The sequence below is a fragment of the Algoriphagus limi genome (genome assembly GCF_024919275.1).
Taxonomy (GTDB): Bacteria; Bacteroidota; Bacteroidia; order Cytophagales; family Cyclobacteriaceae; genus Algoriphagus; species Algoriphagus limi.
Map to the genome: position 1 here is coordinate 357,890 of NZ_JANWGH010000001.1, position 17,838 is coordinate 375,727.

At 38.6% G+C, this 17,838-nt stretch carries 12 protein-coding genes; 8 read left to right on the plus strand and 4 right to left on the minus strand.

Going from position 1 to position 17,838, the window contains the following annotated elements:
- Positions 1-21 precede the first annotated feature (21 nt).
- The 3 genes from NY014_RS01535 (at position 22) to NY014_RS01545 (ending at position 3,492) form a co-directional block, all read left to right on the plus strand.
- On the plus strand, positions 22-672 hold the full coding sequence (locus NY014_RS01535; protein WP_259412766.1) for a hypothetical protein: 651 nt from the start codon (positions 22-24) through the stop codon (positions 670-672).
- On the plus strand, positions 672-1,451 hold the full coding sequence (surE, locus tag NY014_RS01540; protein ID WP_259412767.1) for a 5'/3'-nucleotidase SurE: 780 nt from the start codon (positions 672-674) through the stop codon (positions 1,449-1,451). The genes NY014_RS01535 and surE overlap by 1 nt, the downstream gene beginning before the upstream one ends.
- 88 nt (positions 1,452-1,539) lie before the next feature.
- Positions 1,540-3,492: an ATP-binding protein gene (locus NY014_RS01545; RefSeq protein ID WP_259412769.1), complete on the plus strand. Its 1,953-nt coding sequence runs from the start codon at positions 1,540-1,542 to the stop codon at positions 3,490-3,492.
- On the opposite strand, the gene NY014_RS01550 is transcribed toward NY014_RS01545, so the two are convergent.
- The 4 genes from NY014_RS01550 to NY014_RS01565 all read right to left on the minus strand — a co-directional run bounded on the left by NY014_RS01550 (position 3,463) and on the right by NY014_RS01565 (position 9,355).
- A complete protein-coding gene (locus NY014_RS01550) occupies positions 3,463-4,335 on the minus strand; it encodes an ABC transporter substrate-binding protein (protein ID WP_259412771.1) in 873 nt (290 codons plus the stop codon). The two genes, NY014_RS01545 and NY014_RS01550, sit on opposite strands and share 30 nt — an antisense overlap.
- 12 nt (positions 4,336-4,347) lie before the next feature.
- Entirely contained in the window at positions 4,348-5,673 is a 1,326-nt protein-coding gene (locus tag NY014_RS01555) for an MFS transporter (RefSeq protein ID WP_259412772.1), read from the minus strand.
- A gap of 21 nt (positions 5,674-5,694) precedes the next feature.
- The gene (locus NY014_RS01560) at positions 5,695-8,133 is read right to left on the minus strand and encodes a glycoside hydrolase family 31 protein (protein WP_259412773.1); all 2,439 of its coding nucleotides are present in this window, start codon (positions 8,131-8,133) and stop codon (positions 5,695-5,697) included.
- A 184-nt stretch (positions 8,134-8,317) separates the two neighbouring features.
- Positions 8,318-9,355 (minus strand): LacI family DNA-binding transcriptional regulator, encoded by a 1,038-nt coding sequence (locus NY014_RS01565; RefSeq protein ID WP_259412774.1) that lies wholly within the window; start codon positions 9,353-9,355, stop codon positions 8,318-8,320.
- Between the two features lie 344 nt (positions 9,356-9,699).
- On the opposite strand from NY014_RS01565, the gene NY014_RS01570 reads away from it, so the two are divergent.
- The 5 genes from NY014_RS01570 (at position 9,700) to NY014_RS01590 (ending at position 17,778) form a co-directional block, all read left to right on the plus strand.
- Positions 9,700-10,734, plus strand: a complete 1,035-nt coding sequence (locus NY014_RS01570) for a SusE domain-containing protein (RefSeq protein WP_259412775.1) — start codon at positions 9,700-9,702, stop codon at positions 10,732-10,734.
- A 79-nt stretch (positions 10,735-10,813) separates the two neighbouring features.
- Positions 10,814-13,612, plus strand: coding sequence for an alpha-amylase family glycosyl hydrolase (locus NY014_RS01575; RefSeq protein WP_259412776.1), 2,799 nt, complete (start codon positions 10,814-10,816; stop codon positions 13,610-13,612).
- Between the two features lie 17 nt (positions 13,613-13,629).
- Complete coding sequence (gene fbaA / locus NY014_RS01580; RefSeq protein ID WP_259412777.1) at positions 13,630-14,691, plus strand: class II fructose-bisphosphate aldolase; 1,062 nt, start codon at positions 13,630-13,632, stop codon at positions 14,689-14,691.
- A gap of 73 nt (positions 14,692-14,764) precedes the next feature.
- On the plus strand, positions 14,765-16,321 hold the full coding sequence (locus tag NY014_RS01585) for an alpha-amylase family glycosyl hydrolase (RefSeq protein WP_259412778.1): 1,557 nt from the start codon (positions 14,765-14,767) through the stop codon (positions 16,319-16,321).
- A 290-nt stretch (positions 16,322-16,611) separates the two neighbouring features.
- Positions 16,612-17,778, plus strand: a complete 1,167-nt coding sequence (locus NY014_RS01590; protein ID WP_259412779.1) for a glycosyltransferase family 4 protein — start codon at positions 16,612-16,614, stop codon at positions 17,776-17,778.
- Positions 17,779-17,838 lie beyond the last annotated feature (60 nt).

The window sequence follows — 17,838 nt, forward strand, 5'->3', positions numbered from 1 at the left end:
ACAATTATCGTATCAATTGATATGAAAAATACCATCAAACTTACCATTTTGACTCTTGGAATTTGGATCATGGGAATGGGGATGACTCAGGCTCAAGACAAATTTCCATCCCAAATATGGCATAAGGGAAATATCTACGATACTGAAGGTCAGGCCTTCTCAGGTCTTGTAAAGTATGACCTAGATAATAATCTTGTCCAATTGCAAAATGAGACCATCATTACATTCACTGCTTCTAATGTAGCTTACTTTGAAATTTACGATGAGCTTTACGGTGGCATACGTAAATTTTACAGTTTACCTTATTCACTGAATGGGGATTATGAAACTCCAGTATTTTTCGAAGTGCTTACAGAAGGAAAGGATATTGCACTTCTTTGTAGGGAATATATAGCAACCGATTCTCGGAATATGGGAGCCTGGGGGCCAGTCGGAATGAATCCATTTTGGGGACCTCAGAATATGATGGGCTATCGATTGGCATTCAATTATTATTTTTTCAAAGACAATCAAATCCAGCGCTACAGCTTGAAGAAGAAGGATTTGTATGATATGCTTCCAGGCTATGATGATGAAATCAGCCTTTTTATGCGAAAAAACCGACTGGAGCATGACAAGCGCGGAGACTTACTTCGAATTACAGCCTATTACAACGAACTCAGCAAAAACTAATGTCAAAGCCTCTCATTCTCGTCTCAAATGATGATGGGATCACTTCCAAAGGAATCCGAGTTTTAGTAGAAGTCATGAAAAAACTGGGGGAAGTCGTGGTAGTTGCACCCGATAGTCCTCAGTCAGGAATGGGACATGCGATTACCATTGGGGAAACACTCCGATTGTATGAAGAAGATATTTTTGAAGGGGTTTTAGCCTACAAATCAAGTGGAACTCCTGCTGATTGTGTTAAGCTGGCAAAGCATTATGTGTTAAAAGATCGCACTCCTGATTTGGTGGTAAGTGGAATTAATCACGGTTCAAATACGTCCATTTCTGTTCTATATTCAGGAACCATGTCAGCTGCAATAGAAGGGGCCTTGGAAGGTTATCCGTCTATTGGGTTTAGCCTTTGCGATTATTCTTCAAAAGCCGATTTTTCTCATGTGGAGGAATGGGTAGAGAAAATAGCTAGACAAGTGTTGGAGCGAGGGATTTCAAAAGGCGTTGCATTAAATGTGAATTTTCCTCCAAAAAGAAATGAAGCTATCAAAGGTGTAAAAGTTTGCCGTCAAGCAGATGCGAAATGGCAGGAGGAGTTTTCAGAGCGTTTTGATCCAACCGGAAGAAAGTACTTTTGGATGGCTGGCAACTTTGTGAATTTTGACAAAGGAGAGGACAATGATGAATGGGCTATTGCTAATAATTACATTTCTATTGTTCCTTGTCAATATGATTTGACAGCCCATCATGCCATTTCCCAAATGAATAAAGACTGGGATTGGGATCAATTTTAATTTCAGATTTTCTGCAGAAATTTTTAAGTCCTTTCAGCATTTAGGCTGATAATCTTTATTTTGCGTTCGATTTTCCAAATTGAATCTGGTGAGACCAAAAGTTTTTTACCTAGTACTCTTTATTTCTTTTTTTATCAGCCATGTCTCATTGGCACAAGATACTCGTACCGATTCACTTTTGAGGGATTTGAAAGGCGCTGAGCGGGTTGCCTTTTTAAATCAAATTGCCACTGAAATTCGTGAGTCCGAACAGGATAAAGCGCTACAATACTCATTTGAGGCTGATTCACTAGCCAAATTATTGGAGGATTTTGACGGACGAAGTCGCGCACTCGAAAATATCGGCTGGATCTACTACCGTCGAGGTCAGTGGCTTAAGTCCTTTGATTATTCAACGGAAGCCTATGATTTTGCTGTTTTGGCTGAAAATAAGCTGCAGGCTGCTCGCCTGATGAATAATTTGGGGGCTCTTTACTATGAACAAAAGAACTTCGACAAAGCAATTGAGCAATTTAAAAAGGGGTATGAATTAGCTACTGAGGCTGGTGATTTAGCTACCCAAATCAGGAGCCTTAATAATGTTGCGCTCAATTTCACACAAAGTGGAAGGCAAGATTCTGCTATGGTTTACGCTCAACTTTCAATTAAGACAAATGAGCAAGCAGGATCTCCTTATTTACTGTCTTTCGCTAATCGGGTGATAGGTGATGTGTATTTGGCTGAGGGGAAATATGATAGTGCTGTAATTATTTATGAAAAAGCACTTGAAATGGCTAGAGCTCAGGATGTTAAATCTTTTGAGGCTGGAGTTATTCATCGATTAGGAAATGCTTATCTACTTAATAATCAACTTTCTAAAGCAGAAGAGGTTCTTCGATATGCAATTGAGTTTTGTGAGGAAAACCAATTTTTGGATGAGCTTTCAAAAAGTCATAAATATCTTTCTCAAGTCTATCAAAAAAGAGGGAATTATCTCGCTGCATATGAGGAGTTGAATCAATTTTCAATTCTAAATGATACCCTTATAAATAAGGCCAGTCGAGATAGACTAGCTCTGATGCAGGGGATGTTTGAAGAGGATTTAGCAAGGTCAGAATTGGACCTGCTTAAAGCTCAGAATGAAGCCCAATCTTACAGATTAGAGACATCTAGACGCTATTTGATGTTTTTTGGCTTTGCTTTTTTAATCATTGCCTTGCTGGGAATCAGGCTTTATTTCTTGCATAGGAACTTGAAGAAGATCAATCAAAATCTGACAGTTCAGCAGAAAAAAATTGAGGAACAAAACCTCGCTTTGGAGCAGCAATCCAAAGAGCTCCTAGAGATAAATGAGGCAAAGAACAAGTTGTTCTCCATTTTGTCTCATGATCTCCGAAGTCCGATAGGTCAGTTGAAATCTACCTTGGATTTAATGCTTCAGAAAAAACTTTCTGAGGATGAATTTTATGAATTGCTGGATTACCTCAAAAAGGATGTAGACTCAATCAATAATACACTTGTCAACACCTTAAAGTGGTCCATGGCTCAAATGGAAGGCTTCGAAGTTCAATCTCATGAGTTTGACTTAAGCGGCATTACCAAGGATTCTTTGAATTTTTTGCAATCCTCGATTAAGGCAAAAGATTTGACAATATTTGACAGGACGACTGAGAGAGACAAGGTTTTTGGAGACCCGGATTTGTTGGAAGTTGCTGTCCGAAATATTATTAGTAATGCGATAAAATATTCTAATCCTGGAGATGCCATCACCATCTATTCGGAAAAAGGAGATGAATGGATTCAATATTGTGTTTTGGATCAGGGTATAGGAATGGCTAAAGAGCAGATTGATGAAATACTAACTGATAGTCAATTAGTTACTAAATCCAAACTGGGAACTCAAAAAGAAAAAGGCTCTGGTTTAGGATTAAAGTTGGTGAAGGAGTTTGTGAAAATGAACGGAGGTAGAATCGAAATCGAAAGTAAACCTGGTTATGGAACAAAGTTTTGCATTTATTTTCCAATCAGTCAATCAGTCCAAAATCTTCAGGCCCTCAACTAAAGCAAAATCAGAAATTTCCGGTTTACGAGAAATGATTCCAAAATGAATCAAATCCTTAAATATTTTTTCTAATTCAATACGGCTTATCTGATTATTATCGCTCCAGCTGGTTTGCAAAAGCCATTGATTCACATCCTCAAGATCTAATGTATAGGCCTTTGAAATAGTATTGATTAAATCAGCTTGTGTTTTTAAGGATTGAACGATGCTGTAAATTTGATTTCTAACTTTTATAGCGATCTCTGAGAATTCATTCAATGCTTTTTCACTAGCAACCATCACAAAACAAGGCCAAGGGCTTGGAATTTCATCCAATCGGATCATGTTTCCCTTTTTGACCTCAGGAGAAGTCGTGTATTTTTCCCAAAGGAATAATCCATTACTTCCTTTTTGAAATGCATCTTTTGCACCATCCAAATTTCCCACAATCTCAAAGTGAAGTTTTTCAGGAGACCAATTCATTTTTTCGGCTAGAACCAGAGCCATTAGGTGCGAGCCTGAACCCATTCGACTGACCAAAAATTGGGGATTTGTGATTGATTTTAAATCATCATAAGGGAAATCAGGTCTGGTATGAACTCCCCAGATGAGAGGAGATTTGACATGAAATCCAACTAATTTGAATTGATTCCCTTGGTCAATTTCTTTGAAAAAACTTTCCGTAAGTAGTAAAGCCATTTCAGCTTCCGAATTCTTGAGCATTTGGCTCATTTGACCGGAACCTCTGGACTCTTCTATCCATTCAATATGAATCCCTTCTTTTTCAAATGGCTGTTCCTTGGCTAAAATCCGAAATGGAAGGTTGAAATGCTCAGGTACTCCAACTATTCGGAAAGTCTTCATAAAAGTTATTGACTAGTCGTGAATTGCTTTTTTGTCAGTGATTAGCAAGTTAGACAATCCAGCCAAAATCAGCATGGTTCCAGCCAAAAGCATGGTGTTGATTACAGCTTCTCCAAATAAAAGTTTGTAAAGGAAATTTACTCCTCCCAAGGATGCTACAATTTGAGGTATTACAATAAACATGTTGAAAATCCCCATATAAACACCCATTTTCTTGGGATTTACAGAGCTGGAGAGCATGGCATATGGCATAGAAAGAATACTTGCCCAAGCAATTCCTACTAAAGAAAAGCTAATATGTAGCATCCAAGGCTCTGATATGAAGTAGATTAAAATGAATCCAAGCCCTCCTAGCACTAGACTTGCCAAGTGAAGGAGTCTTCGGTTGATTCGGATTCGGCTAGCTACAAATGCAAGAATGAGCGCATAAAACATGGATACAAGACCGTAAGTCCCTAAGTAATTCCCAACACTGTCCGCTGCATTATTATAAGCTTCCGAGGTGGTGTCGGTAGCACCAAAGACATGCTCCGTAATAGCTGGAGTAGCAAAGCTCCACATAGTGAAAAAGGCAAACCAAGAGAAAAACTGAACAACCCCTAGTTTTTTCATCACAGGAGGCATTCCTGCGATATTTTTGAAAATTTCTTTAACTCCATTTAGAAAGCCTTTATTAGCATCTTTCTCTTTTTGAAAAGCTTCCAAATCCTCGGGAGGATATTCATCAGTGGTTAAAATGGTATAAAGAATGGAGGTAAACAGAACTACGGCTCCAATTCCAAAGGCATATTTAACCGAATCTGGAACAACTCCCTCAGGAGCTGTATTTGGTACGCCCAATTGAGTCATTAGCCATGGAAGATTGGAGGCTACCCAGGTTCCAATACCGATAATCAAGGTTTGGACTACAAATCCATAAGATCGCTGAGAATCAGGTAGCTTATCAGCAACTAGTGCACGGAAAGGTTCCATGCTAATATTGATAGAGGCGTCCAAAATCCACAAGGCTCCTGCTGCCATCCATAAGGCTGAGGAATAAGGTGCTAAGAATAATGCAATGGTGCTAAACAAGGCGCCAAAAAAGAAGAATGGTTTTCTTCTCCCAAATTTGTGATGCCAAGTCCGATCACTTAGGTAACCAACGATAGGCTGAACCAATAAACCTGTTAAAGGAGCTGCAATCCAAAGAAATGGGATGGTGTCCTTATCTGCTCCCAATGTTTGGAAAATCCGGGACATAAACCCTCCCTGGAGGGCAAATCCAAACTGAATACCTAGGAATCCAAAACTCATGTTCCAGATTTGCCAGAAGCTCAGGTGCTTTTTTTGATCGGTCATATTGGGTTTGGGCTAATTGACTTAAAGAAGACCAGAAATCAGAATTTCATTTTTGTCGTGCTTGATCTTTATGCTTTTGAGATTTTTGATCTCATGAAAAGGATGATCGTGTTCGGGAAGTGGATCAAATTCTGTCAGTTTGCTTAGGAAAGCAAAATCTTGCTCAATGACTGTTTGATTTTTTCCATTAACCTGAACTGAATCAAATTGAAAACCGTGGAAGAAAATCTCAAGCTCACAAAAATCACTATGGTAGTTACCTTCAGCCTGTTTGAAAGTCAAGGTATTCTGATTTGGATCGTAGCTGATTTCTCGCCGGAAAAAGGCTCCTTGAGTATATTCAAAGGAATTTCCATCATCTTCGTAATGAACGAAAGTACTTCCTTTTTCTCCTCTATATACATGGATTCTTAGTATTCCGTCATTTCGTTCACCTGTGTGAGAAACGGATGATTGCATAGTGAAAATACTTCCCGACTTTACCATCACAGGGAGGTAATTTAATGGACAATCCAGATAGATTTCCTTTGACCCGGAATAAAATTCATCAGAATATAAATAGTACCATCCTCCCTCTGGAAGATAGACCTTGGTAATCTCTTTGGTACTTTCTACCGGCGCTACTAAAAAAGCATCGCAGAAAATAAACTGATTTTGATAAGCGGAGCTATAAACCTTTTTGTCTAAAGGGTAATGGATGGCTAAGGTTTGGGAAATTGGCAAACCATCTTCCGTACTTTTATAGAATTTTGAATAGAGAGTTGGTAAAATTCCATACCGGAATTTCATGTAGTTTCTCGAGATTTCCTCCACTTCTTCTCCAAAAGCCCAAGGTTCTGCATCATTACTATTGATCATCGAATGAGCTCTAAATAGGGGAGTGAAAGCTCCAATACTCATCCATCGAGCAAAGAGCGACTTGCTTGCCTCACCGGCAAATCCTCCTACATCAAAACCCGAAAAAGCGACTCCGCTCATTCCCAAACTATTTACCAATCGTACACCAGCAAGCATATGTTCCTCGCTGGCAACATTATCCCCGGTCCAAGCGGCTGCATAACGTTGAATTCCTGAATAACCAGATCGTGTAAGGATAAATGGTCGTTCTTTTTTACGTTGTTTGATAGCACCTTCCTGAGCGCTACGTGCCATTTGCATTCCGTAGATATTTCTCGCTTTTCGATGAGAAACTCCAGTCCCTTCAAAGCTAAATTCAATAAGATTCGGAGTGAATTGTCCCCAAGAAGCTGGTTCATTCATGTCCGTCCAATAGCCATCTACACCAGCTTCTTGATAAAATTTCATCTTTTCACCCCACCAGTTTCGAGTTTCTTCTTTCGTGAAATCAGGGAATGCGCACCATCCAGGCCAAACTTGGCCTTGATATTCCTGTCCATCAGGATATTTTACAAATAAGCCTTTTTCTTTTCCTTCAAGATAAGGGGTGTAATTTTCCTCAGCCTTAATTCCAGGGTCCATAATCACAACGACCCGGAAACCTTTCTTTTTCAGCTCCTTGATAAGGCTTTTGGCATCAGGAAATTTTTCACCATCAAAAGTGAATACCTTGTAGGCTTCCATGTGATGAATATCCAAGTAAATGACATCTGCTGGCATATCCTTATCTCGGAATGTCTGTGCCAATGTTTTTACTTCGGAGGCGGGATAATAGCTATACCGGCACTGCTGAAAACCTAAGGCCCATTTGGGTGGCATTTGCATTTTTCCAGTCAGGTAGGTGTAATCAGAAATAATTTCGGAGAGGGTAGGGCGGTGAACAAAATAATAGTCCATATCACCGTCTTCTGCGCCAAAATACATGAATCGATTGGTGCTGGCTCCGAAATTGAAAACGCTTTTATGAGGATTATCAAAGAATATCCCATAATTACCTCCCTCATGAGTGCCTAAATAAAATGGAATGCTCATGTAGAGAGGATCATCATCGATTCCGTATCCGAAATAATCCGTATTCCAATTGGTGAATGCTTTTCCCCGGCGGTCAAGTCCTCCCGTTTTTTCTCCTAATCCCAAGAAATGCTCATCCTTTTGAACCTTTTTGTAGCAATTTACTTCAGTTCCAAGCCAACCAATTCCTAAAGAATCATCTTCATTTAAGATGTTTCCTGAATGATCTCGGAAGCAAATGGCAAAATTGGATTTTTGAATTGAAAGGTGAATTAGCTCAGATTCTATAATCAAAAATTGTTCTGTCTCAGAAGTTTTGAAGTTAGTGGCCGTTGGCTCCAATACTACTGCGTAAGGGTTTGAGTCAAAAACTTCCGACTTACTAACTTGGACGCGAATTATACTCTCTCTATAAACTGTGATTTTGAAAAATCCATTCGTCGCCTTGCCGACAATTCCAAAAGTGTCATTGCTCCAAGATTGGATTTGTCCTAAACCCTCATGCCTTGAATTAGAAAGATTGTGGGTTGAAGAAGGTTGGGTTATTTGCATAATTTTAGGGAATTCATACAAAGGATTGATGCTAAGTTAGAAAGCTTCCTGAAACCTAAAAATCGATTTAAAAGCCCCCAAAGGCTATTTTTATGGACTACTAAAAAATTAAAATAGGTTATTCGATCAAATTTCAACTATTCAATCGATTGCACTTTTACCTATAAAATTTTTCAAATTTTTATCAATTTTTCGTCCTAACCGATGATTTTCGGATCAAAAGCTCGGTTGGAAGGGTAATTGGCTCATTAATTTGTTCGGGATCGAGTTTTTTCTCGATGATATCCAAAAGAATTTCTGTGGCTTTTGCACCCATTTGAAATCCTGGCTGAGCAACTGATGAAAGTCCAGGTTCAATCATTGAGCAGAATTGCCAGTTTGAGAAGCCAACAACGCCGACATCTTCTGGAACTTTAAGTCCAGCATCTCTGCAAGCCATCATGGCTCCTACAGCAGCCATATCATTATTTCCAAAAAATGCATCTGGTTTTTGGGCTGGGCTTTTTAGGATTTCAGCAGTGATTTTCCTGCTTTCATCATCGGTGCCCAAGGGACATTCCACGATTAGATTTTCATCTACTTGGATGCCATGGTCGGTTAAAGCATCCTTGTAGCCTCGAATTCGCTCTTTACTTATGGTTAGATTTTTTGGGCCGGCCAAATGGACTATTCGTTTGTATCCTTGTCTGATCAAATGGCTTACCGCATCATAGGATCCCCGATAGTCATCTACCATTACATTGATGGCTTTCGGAATGTCCGGAACGCGGTCAAAAAATACTATTGGATAACCTTGATCAAGAAGATTTGAGAAGTGATCAAATTCTTGGGTTTCTTTGGAATAGGATACCAAAAAACCATCAATTTGATTGGATAGCATGGTTTCTATACTACTTCTTTCCCGATCAAACTTTTCATTTGTTTGAGTAAGAATGACATTATACCCTCTCGAATACGCTACTTCTTCAATTCCTGAAATTACTGTTGAAAAGAAAAAATGGACGACTTCGGGTATGATTACTCCGATAGTAAACGATCTGCTTTTGCGTAAGGAGAGGGCAATGGCATTTGGCCGATAATTCAGTTTTGCAGCCAACTCCTTTACTTTTCGCTTTGTCTCATCACTGATCCCAGGGTAATCTTTCAATGCCCTAGAAACTGTTGAGGAGGAGACATTTAGCTCTCTAGCAATATCCTTAATGGTCGCTTGTCCTATTTTCATAAATTATACTATTCCGAGAATGGGAGTTTTGCTAAATCCCAGCCTTTTTGGAGAGTCAAGATTCAGCATTTTACCAAACTCGTTGAAATTACATAAAAGCTCAAAAATTTTCGATAAAAAAAGTTTAAGAATGCAAACGAAAACGCAAACGATTGCATCAAAAGAGAGGCTATTTTTTTTCAACGAAGTATTGTTTTGAAGCGATCAGACATTTAATATTTAATAAGGAATCAAGGGACTCCCTCCAAAGAAAACACAAAAAAGCACCATTCAATTGGATTATTCCGAGATTCTGATTTAAAAATTTGATTAACCAAATCAATTAACAATTACTCAAAAAACTTATGAAAGTTCTCAAAAAAATTGCGTGGATTGCAGCTGTAATTCCTGCTATGTGGGCATGTGATAATTATGAAATGCCACCGATTATTCCTCAGACAGGTTCTACTTTAGCTAACCCAAGTTCTGGTTCAAGTTTGGTTTTGACTGCAGACAACCCTGAAGAAGTGATTCCTTTTACTGTTACCGCTGCTGATTTTGGTATGACAGGTTCAGTGACTTATGAATTAGAGATGGATTTAGCCGGATCAAATTTCGCAAATCCAGTTTCATTAGGTTCTTCAACGTCCAATATTATCGAGTCAACCGCTGAAGCAATCAATGATGAGTTGTTGTCCAAAGGTGCTATGTTTGACACCCCGACAGATGTTGATTTTAGAGTAAAAGCGAGCATTAATCAACCGCTTTCTCCAATCTATGGTGAGACAGTCACACTTTCAGTTACACCATATAATTCAGATGTTGAATTTCCTGTGATTTACGTTCCTGGTGATTATCAGGGATGGAATCCTGAAAATGAAATGACCGTATTGAAGTCTGTGAATTTTGATAATGTTTATGAAGGCTACGTTCACGTATTACCTGGTGGGACAGGCGAATTCAAGGTGAATGAAACCAACAGCTGGGATATCAATTATGGAGATAGTGGAGCTGATGGTACACTTGACAGAGATGGTGATAACATTAAGGTGGCTGAATTCGGTACTATCTTCATGAAAGTTGATTTGGGTGCAAAAACCTATACGCTAGGCGATCCGCTTTATTGGGGAATTATTGGTGACGCTACTGAAGGTGGATGGGATGCTGAAACCAAGATGAAGTTTGACCGAGATGAAAACGTTTTGACCATCACGACTGATTTGAAAGTGGGTGAAATGAAATTCCGTGCAAATCAGGATTGGGGATTTAACTACGGTGGTTCAAATGGTGAGCTAACTGCAGATGGACCAAATATCAAAGTTTCAGAGGCTGGAAACTACACAGTTACCTTGGATTTCCGAACTCCAAGTGAAGTGAAGTATACGATGACAAAAAATTAATTTTTTCCAATCTATTTAATCAAACCGACTCTTAAGGCAATTGCTTTTGGAGTCGGTTTGTCTTTATTAATTTACCTAAATGAAAAGAGTAAACTCGCTATTATTCGTCTTTTTCTGGTTGTTTCTTGGAGCCATGGCTGAAGCTCAGGTAACTACTGAACCTGCAGTCCCCAATGCATCTCAATCAGTCAAGTTGATTTATGATGCATCCCAAGGTTCTGCTGGGTTAAAGGATTGTAATTGCGATGTTTACATCCACGTTGGAGCAGTAACAGAAGGCCCTCAGTCTACGACTTGGTCTATTGTACCATTTTCTTGGGGAACTGCCGATCCCAAAGCTAAAATGACCAAGGTGGAAGGAGAAAGTAATCTTTACACTTATGAATTGGTTCCAAACGAATTTTTTGAGAATCCCAATGGACTGACCATTTATCGATTGGGTTTGGTTTTTAGAAATGCTGATGGTAGCAAAGAGGGAAAAACCTCTGCCAATGGTGATTTTTTTGTAGACTTAGCTCAAGGGTTTACAGTTAATATTACCAATCCTTCAACTAGTCAAGTTTCCCTTGAGGTGGGGGAAAGTTTTGATTTTAAAGCTGAAACTTCTGCTACTGCTGATATTTCCTTTGAATTGGATGGAGTTGAAGTTGAGAAAGCGGAGTCTGTAAGTTCATTGAACTATCAATTCATAGCAAGCGAAGCGGGGACTTTTACTTTAACAGCAAAGGCAACATCGGGTGGAGAGACAGATTCAGAATCAATAACGATCAATGTTTTTGCTCCTTCGGAAGTTGAGGAGCTCCCATCAGGCGCCAGACTTGGAATAAATTATATCTCTGACACTGAAGTGATATTGGCACTTCAAGCCCCGGGAAAGCGAATAGCCCATGTGATTGGAGATTTTAATGATTGGAAAATTCTTCCGGAATATCAGATGAAGCGAACTCCAGATGGAGAAATCTTTTGGCTGAAAATTTCTGGTCTTACACCCAAACAAGAATATATTTTTCAATACTTGATTGATACGAGTATTCGAATTGGGGACCCTTATGCAGATAAGGTATCTGACCCTTTCCATGATCAAGAAATTATTGAACAAGGCAGATATCCTGGATTGAAACCTTATCCAAGCGGTAAAACTGATTTTCAAGCTACTTTTTTACAAACAGCTCAGGATCCATACGAATGGAAAAACATGACCTATACCAAAGTTGATCCAGAGGAATTAGTCATTTACGAATTATTAGTGAGGGATTTTGATGATCGACGGACCTATCAGGCTGTTATCGATCGATTGGATTATTTGGAAGAATTAGGAATCAATGCCATTCAATTAATGCCGATTGGTGAGTTTGAAGGTAATTTATCTTGGGGTTATAACCCTTCTTTTTTCTTTGCTCCGGATAAATATTACGGCACCAAAAATGGCTTGAAGCAATTAATTGATGAGGCACATGGGCGTGGAATCATGGTCATTTTGGATATGGTTTTGAATCATGCTTTTGGACAAAATCCATTTGTTAGACTTTATAATGACGGAGACTACGGAGCGCCAACTGAGGATAATCCATGGCTCAATCGTGTGGCCAAACATCCATTTAATGTCGGCTATGATTTCAACCATGAGAGTGAATATACTGCAGCCTTTGTCGATTCAGTCAATAATTATTGGTTGACCGAGTATAAGTTTGACGGATTTAGATTCGATTTGAGTAAAGGATTTACGCAAGTTAATTCAGGAAATGATGTGGGGATTTGGTCACAGTATGATCCGAGTAGAATCAAAATCTGGAAAAGGATTTATGATCGGATAAAGTCACATCACCCGGATGCTTATGTGATTTTGGAACATTTGTCAGCCAATGATGAAGAGAAAGAATTGGCTGATTATGGATTGCTTTTTTGGGGGAATATGAATTTTGATTTCCGGGAAATGGCGAAAGGAGAAAATAGAGATTTCGGTTGGGCTTATTATGGAAATAGGGGATGGAAAAATCCGAATTTAGTAGCCTATCAAGAATCCCACGATGAGGAGCGGGTTATGTGGGAAACTGTAAATTTTGGAAAAACTTCTCCAATTAATCTTCGGCAGCTGGAAAACGCAGTGAATAGAAATCAACTTTTAACGGCTTTCTATTTTGGCATTCCTGGACCAAAAATGCTCTGGCAATTTGGGGAATTTGGGTATGATGAAGAATTAAACAATGATCGATTGGGCATCAAACCGACCCGATGGAACTATTTAAATGACCCGCAACGGGAGAGACTTTTTAAGCTTTATCAAGAAATGATTCAGCTTAAAAAAGGTAATGAGGTGTTCAATAATCCAGAAAAAACCACTCTGAATCTTAGTGGAGGAGTTAAGTCCATTATTTTGGAACATCCGGATTTAGATGTGGTGATGCATGGGAATTTCGGGGTTGGAAATGTTGGGAATGTCCCGGTTGCTTTTCCTAATCCAGGCACTTGGTACAACTACTTTACTGGAGAAGAACTCCAAGTAAGTGGCTCTTCTGTCAATTTTAGTTTCCGGCCTTCTGAATTTTATTTGTTCACTTCGGAGCCTTTACCGACACCAGAGCAGGGAATCCTTCAAGAGGATTATGTGACCTCTATTCTTGATGAACAAATTTCACAAGATGAATTTAAAGTTTTCCCAAATCCGACATCGGGAAAATTGAATGTGCAATTTCCGGAAGGGATGACTGCTGCTAATTATCGCATAATTGATATTAGCGGTAGATTGATGCTTTCCGGTCAGCAATCCCAAATTCAAAATAATTTAGAATTTGATTTGGGTAATTTTAAAAATGGGATTTATATCTTTGAAGCGTTTGATAACAGACGAGTGCTACATCAGCGCTTTATTAAAAAGTAAACAAACCTATCTCAGACATGAAATTTAAACCTGGAGTAAAATACGGACAGGAATTACGAGACCTGTACGCCTACGCAAAAGAAAATGAATTTGCATTTCCTGCTGTAAACGTGATTGGAACCAATTCCATCAATGCGGTTTTGGAAACAGCTAAAAAAGTAAACTCTCCTGTAATTATTCAATTTTCTAATGGAGGAGCTCAGTTTTTCGCAGGAAAGAGTTTGCCAAATGATAAACAGCAGGCAAGTATCGCCGGTGCAATTTCAGGCGCTCACCATGTACATCAAATGGCTGAGGCCTATGGGGTGCCAGTAATTCTGCATACTGACCATGCCGCTAAAAAACTATTGCCTTGGATTGACGGATTGCTTGAAGCTGGTCAGGCTCACTATGACGCCCATGGTAAACCATTGTTCAGCTCTCACATGTTAGATCTTTCTGAGGAGCCACTTGAGGAAAACGTTGAAATTTCCTGCTCTTACTTCAAAAAGATGGAGCGTTTGCAAATGGCAATTGAAATTGAACTTGGAGTTACTGGTGGAGAGGAAGATGGAGTTGATAATACTGATGTGGATTCTTCTAAGCTTTATACACAACCTGAGGAGGTTGCTTACGCTTATGAGCATTTGAAGCAAATCGGGGATTTGTTCACGATTGCCGCTGCTTTTGGAAATGTTCACGGAGTTTACAAGCCAGGCAATGTGAGCTTGAAGCCGATCATTTTGAAAAATTCGCAGGAATATATCAATAAAAAATATGGAACTACAGGTAAGCCTTTGAATTTCGTGTTCCATGGTGGGTCAGGTTCTTCAGTTGAAGAAATTCGTGAAGCGAATTCTTATGGTTCTATTAAAATGAATATCGATACGGATATGCAATGGGCTACCTGGGAAGGAGTCTTGAATTATTACAAGAAAAATGAAGCTTATCTTCAAAGCCAATTAGGTAATCCTGATGGCCCGGATAGTCCGAATAAAAAATATTATGATCCACGAGCTTGGCTCCGAAAAGGCGAAGAGAATTTTGTGAAGCGCCTTGAAATGGCTTTCGATATGCTCAATGCAATCAATAGAAACTAATTTACGAAGTAAGAAAAGAGAGAAAAGTCACTTGAAACAGTGGCTTTTCTTTTTCCATTAAACCTTTATTTCTATGAGAAATTTTTCCATTCTAAACCTCTTGATATTGGCAGTAGTGGTACTTGAATCTTGTAATCAAAAAGAGAAGCCCGAGGTAAAAAACTATTGGCCAAAAGCGGGAGTAACCTATGAGATTTTTGTACAATCTTTTTATGACTCAAATGGTGATGGAATTGGAGATTTTATTGGGGTGACGGAAAAGTTGGATTATGTAAAGGAATTGGGAGCGAATGCTGTATGGTTTATGCCCATTATGCCTTCACCAACTTACCATAAATATGATGTGACCGACTATAAAGCAGTCCATCCCGATTATGGGACCATGGATGACTTTAAGAGGCTTTTAGATGAGGCACATAAGCGCGATATAAAAATCGTGATTGATATGATTATCAATCATACTTCTACTGAGCATCCTTGGTTTTTGGAATCTAAAAAAGGAAGAGATAATCCATACCGAGATTATTATGTTTGGGCCCAGAAAGATACTATTGCTGATTTTTTAAATAAAAAAGTAATTACTCTAGACTCGGATAATATTCGTCAATGGCATGATCCAGGATTCGGAGAGGATTATTATTATGGATTTTTCTGGGGAGGCATGCCCGATTTGAATTTTGACAATCCAAAAGTGCGTGAGGAGATTTACGAGATTGGACGATTCTGGTTGGAGGAAGTTGGAGTGGATGGATTTCGCTTAGATGCCGCTAAGCATATTTTTCCTGACGATAGGCCGGCGGATAATCACGAGTTTTGGAGGGAATTTAGAGCCAAAATGGAGGCTATTAAGCCTGATGTTTATTTAGTAGGTGAGGTTTATGATAAAAAGGAAATTGTAGCACCCTACCTTCCGGGTTTGCCTGCCTTATTCAACTTTGATTTCCATTATACATTGTTAGAGACTTTTAAGGAGGAGAATGGAATGTTGCTCGCAAAAAAACAGAAGGAAATTTTGGACTTCTACCAAGAAATTACTCCTGAATTTATTGATGCCACCATATCTTCCAATCATGATCAGCCTCGATTACTAAATGAATTGGGAAGTGATCCAGAAAAGTATAAACAGGCGATTAGTATCTTATTGACTATGCCTGGTGCTCCTTATTTATATTACGGAGAGGAAATTGGAATGAAAGGGCTTAAGCCTGATGAGCATATCCGTGAGCCGTTTCTCTGGGAAGAAAAAGAGAAAGATTCTGGACGAGCTACTTGGATCGAGCCTATATACAGCGTGGATGGGAAGGTCGAACCATTATCTCTTCAAAAGGAAGATCCGAAAAGTTACTTTAATCATTACAAGACACTTATTTCTCTACGAAATTCCTATCCTGCTCTCGCAATAGGCGATTTGGTTTTGTCAGAAAAGGATTACCCAAAAACTATTATGGCATATTTTCGAAAATCTGGAGACCAAGAAATATTTGTAGTTCATAATATTGGGAAATCGGAGGTTTCGCTGGAAATACCAAAAGGTTTTAATGAAGTGATTTTTGGGCTGGGTGATGGAGTGAATTCATCAGGAAATCTGACATTAGGTGCAAATTCTACGAGGGTTTATTTGAAGGAATAAAGGTCAAGTTTTGCTAATAAAAACGAAAAGTAATCAATTGATTGTTTTTAGTCTTGGTATAGTTTTTGGCTTTAATTAGCTGGTTAATAAAATTTATTTAAGAAAATGAGAAATTTTTTTTTGACTAAAAAGTAAAAATTTTGTATTTCAAGTGCTTGGCAAAACAACTTGTCTTTAAAATTCTGCATTTGAAAAAAATCATTCTTTTGCCAAGAAAATTAAGAATTTGTTAAAAATTTGGATTTAAAATTTGAAGTATTGTATTTTGAATTGTATTGATAGGTGTTGATATGCTATTTTTATTTGTTCTCCTTACCGCTTTTTCTATCGGTTTCGTATTGATGCCTGCGGTCATCAAAGTTTTGAAAAGAGCTCGCATTGGTGACCATCCAGGGGGTAGAAAAATCCACAAGAAATTTATTCCTTCAATGGGAGGAATTGGGTTTTTTGTTGCTGCCGCAGTTAGTATCGCTATATGGGGCTGGCAATTCCCTCTTCCTGATATTAGGTACCTCCTCGGAGCAATTTCTTTAATGTTTTTTGTTGGGTTACGAGATGACTTGGTTGAGTTGAAGGCTTCCCACAAACTTTTGGGTCAATTAGTTGCCGTTGTCTTAGTAGTTGTAATGGGAGATGTGAGAATAAAAGATTTTCACGGGTTCTTGGGTATTGGAGAGTTAAACCTATTTTTCTCTTATACCTTTTCTGCATTTGTATTATTGGTTCTGACTAATGCCTTTAATTTGATTGATGGGATAGATGGTTTGGCTGGTTCTACTGGCTTAATTGTTTCTGGATTATTAGGGATTTGGTTTGTACACCAAGGATTGGATAGTTTTGCAGTTCTGTCTTTTAGTTTTTTTGGCGGAGTCTTAGCTTTTCTATTTTTTAATTGGCATCCTGCAAAAATATTTATGGGTGATACTGGTTCGTTGACATTGGGGTTTACTCTAGGAACCTTGGTTATTGCTTTTATGGAATTTAATGCGGCGCTACCTGATGATGCCTCTTGGCGTTTTGAACCGACATTTTCAACTGGTATCGCATTGATGATTTTTCCGTTATATGACATGGCTCGTGTATTTACGAGAAGAATTCGAAGGGGGCAAGGACCGATGACTCCTGATAAAAGCCATGTGCATCATTTCTTATTGAGAATGGGGTTAAAGCATAACCAAGTAACCTTAGTACTAGCTTTAGTTCAATTAATAGTTATCTCTACCACACTAGTATTAATTAATTTTTCGGATCATATAGTGCTTCCAACTATTTCTGCAATTGTATTGATTTTGGGATATCGCTTAGATCGAATTGCAGTAAGGTATGTCAAGAAAAAAGTGGCTAATGAACCCCGGATTTTAGATTTATCAAAAAGTTATATTCAAAAAGAGGATGGTCAAAAAAGTGTTAAAATTGACCCCAAGGATTTTGAAAATAATACTATCAATTACAATTAATCCTATTCTTAAATTTTTTACTTCGTTGCTGTTTTCGAATTTTGGTTGGGTTTTTGTAAG